This is a genomic window from uncultured Escherichia sp. (assembly GCF_948475835.1).
Taxonomy (GTDB): domain Bacteria; phylum Pseudomonadota; class Gammaproteobacteria; order Enterobacterales; family Enterobacteriaceae; genus ECMA0423.
In genome coordinates this window covers 1-2431 of record NZ_CAOLGM010000239.1, presented here as the reverse complement: position 1 = coordinate 2431, position 2431 = coordinate 1, and the positions used below count along the sequence as shown (strand labels likewise).

4 protein-coding genes and 2 pseudogenes are annotated in these 2431 nt (G+C 46.9%); 5 read left to right on the top strand and 1 reads right to left on the bottom strand.

The annotated features are described in order from the left end of the window. From dmlR to QZF50_RS23450, 4 genes and pseudogenes are all read left to right on the top strand, one after another. A pseudogene (gene dmlR / locus QZF50_RS23465) lies at positions 1-409 on the top strand (DNA-binding transcriptional regulator DmlR); the annotation flags it as partial. A 126-nt stretch (positions 410-535) separates the two neighbouring features. Further along, positions 536-1174 (top strand): leucine efflux protein LeuE, encoded by a 639-nt coding sequence (gene leuE / locus QZF50_RS23460; protein WP_000457202.1) that lies wholly within the window; start codon positions 536-538, stop codon positions 1172-1174. 172 nt (positions 1175-1346) lie between these two features. Beyond that, entirely contained in the window at positions 1347-1706 is a 360-nt protein-coding gene (gene yeaR / locus QZF50_RS23455) for a DUF1971 domain-containing protein YeaR (protein WP_001471657.1), read from the top strand. A gap of 3 nt (positions 1707-1709) precedes the next feature. Beyond that, positions 1710-1898: a DUF1869 domain-containing protein gene (locus tag QZF50_RS23450; protein WP_000513743.1), complete on the top strand. Its 189-nt coding sequence runs from the start codon at positions 1710-1712 to the stop codon at positions 1896-1898. A gap of 21 nt (positions 1899-1919) precedes the next feature. On the opposite strand, the pseudogene tnpA reads toward QZF50_RS23450, so the two are convergent. Beyond that, positions 1920-2330: pseudogene (tnpA, locus tag QZF50_RS23445) on the bottom strand (IS200/IS605 family transposase); the annotation flags it as partial. 22 nt (positions 2331-2352) lie between these two features. On the opposite strand from tnpA, the gene QZF50_RS23440 reads away from it, so the two are divergent. Continuing rightward, positions 2353-2431 (top strand): helix-turn-helix domain-containing protein (locus QZF50_RS23440; RefSeq protein WP_252180739.1); only part of this gene is annotated, 79 nt, incomplete at its 3' end.

Below are 2431 nucleotides of genomic sequence, written 5' to 3'. Positions count from 1 at the left end.
GGAATTTATTGCGCAACATGGCGCGCCGAAACATTTAACCGATCTTTCCGCATTGCCGTGCCTGGTCATTAAAGAGCGCGATCATCCTTTTGGTGTCTGGCAATTACGCAATAAAGAAGGCCACCATGCGATTAAAGTCACCGGCCCACTGTCGTCTAATCATGGAGAAATTGTCCATCAGTGGTGTCTCGATGGGCAGGGGATTGCTCTGCGCTCCTGGTGGGATGTTAGCGAAAACATTGCCAGTGGTCATTTAGTGCAAGTGCTACCGGAATATTACCAGCCAGCGAACGTCTGGGCCGTTTATGTTTCAAGGCTGGCGACGTCAGCGAAAGTGCGGATAACGGTAGAATTTTTACGCCAGTATTTTGCCGAGCACTACCCGAATTTTTCACTGGAGCATGCCTGATTAATGATTCAATTATCGGGTTGATATCGGGTTAAAACCTGATTTTCTCCTTTCTAAGCCGCTACAGATTGGTTAGCATATTCACCTTTAATCGCGCATGATCGAAAGATAATTAAAGAGGTTAATGTGTTCGCTGAATACGGGGTTCTGAATTACTGGACCTATCTGGTTGGGGCCATTTTTATTGTGTTGGTGCCAGGGCCAAATACCCTGTTTGTACTCAAAAATAGCGTCAGTAGCGGTATGAAAGGCGGTTATCTTGCGGCCTGCGGTGTATTTATTGGCGATGCAGTATTGATGTTTCTGGCATGGGCTGGAGTGGCGACATTAATTAAGACCACCCCGATATTATTCAACATTGTACGTTATCTTGGTGCGTTTTATTTGCTCTATCTGGGGAGTAAAATTCTCTACGCGACCCTGAAGGGTAAAAATAACGAGGCCAAATCCGATGAGCCCCAATACGGGGCCATTTTTAAACGCGCGTTAATTTTGAGCCTGACTAATCCGAAAGCCATTTTGTTCTATGTGTCGTTTTTCGTACAGTTTATCGATGTTAATGCCCCACATACGGGAATTTCATTCTTTATTCTGGCGACGACGCTGGAACTGGTGAGTTTCTGCTATTTGAGCTTCCTGATTATTTCTGGTGCTTTTGTCACGCAGTACATACGTACCAAAAAGAAACTGGCTAAAGTTGGCAACTCACTGATTGGTTTGATGTTCGTGGGTTTCGCCGCCCGACTGGCGACGCTGCAATCCTGATACATTCAGCCCGCGTTGTCGCGGGCTTCCCACTTGTAATCCTCCCTGATTTTTCTCTGATATGGTGCTAAAAAGTAACCAATAAATGGTATTTAAAATGCAAATTATCAGGCGTACCCTGAAACGGCTGGAATAAACCGTTTTCAGCGCATTCCCCGAAGGAGGGAATAGGATGCTGCAAATCCCACAGAATTATATTCATACGCGCTCAACGCCTTTCTGGAATAAACAAACTGCGCCTGCCGGAATATTCGAACGTCATCTTGATAAAGGAACGCGCCCGGGGGTTTACCCACGCCTTTCCGTTATGCATGGGGCGGTCAAATATCTCGGCTACGCTGATGAACACAGTGCAGAGCCTGATCAGGTGATCCTTATCGAAGTGGGGCAGTTTGCGGTGTTCCCTCCAGAAAAGTGGCACAACATTGAAGCCATGACTGACGATACTTATTTCAACATTGACTTCTTCGTGGCTCCTGAAGTCCTGATGGAAGGTGCGCAACAACGGAAAGTCATTCATAACGGGAAATGAATCATGGGCAAAGCAACGTATACCGTGACCGTCACCAATAACAGCAATGGCGTTTCTGTCGATTATGAAACAGAGACGCCGATGACTTTGCTGGTGCCAGAAGTGGCGGCTGAAGTGATAAAAGATCTGGTGAATACCGTGCGTTCTTATCCGGTGCGCCGTAAAACCCCGTCCTTCAGGGCGGGGATATAAGGCGCGGTTTTCCACCTGACCAGGTGTTTGCTGTTGTTCAATGTATTGGCGGATGACGGATATTGGCGCACCTCCGCAGCTACTGGCAAAATAGCCAGGACTCCACAAAACGCCTTTGTAGTAATACCTGACTGCAATATCTGGTCGATCTCGTCGCAGTAACCTACCCGATACGCCTTTGAGGCTGTTTACCAGACTGGATATCGCCAGTTTGGGAGGATAGTTAATTAACAAATGGACGTGATCTGGTTCGCCATCCATTTCAACCAGTTCAGCTTCAAAATCAGCACATACCTTTGAAAAGTAAGTGCGTAGTTTTTCTGTCGCGTCATGGTCAAAAATCTGGAGTCGGTATCTGGTGACAAAGACCAGGTGAACATGCATCAGGAAAACACAATGCCTTCCACGCCGGATATCGGTTTCTTTTTTCACAGACCAAAATATAAATTGACCTGTGGAACGACTACAGGCATTTAAATTCCAGTTAAGACCCGGTGGGCAACAGGAGCGTGAAATGAGGCGCTTCGCAGGCG

Coding starts and splice junctions, on each gene's coding strand:
- QZF50_RS23450 (WP_000513743.1), top strand. CDS start 1,710: ATGGGCAAAGCAACGTATACCGTGACCGTCACCAATAACAGCAATGGC.
- yeaR (WP_001471657.1), top strand. CDS start 1,347: ATGCTGCAAATCCCACAGAATTATATTCATACGCGCTCAACGCCTTTC.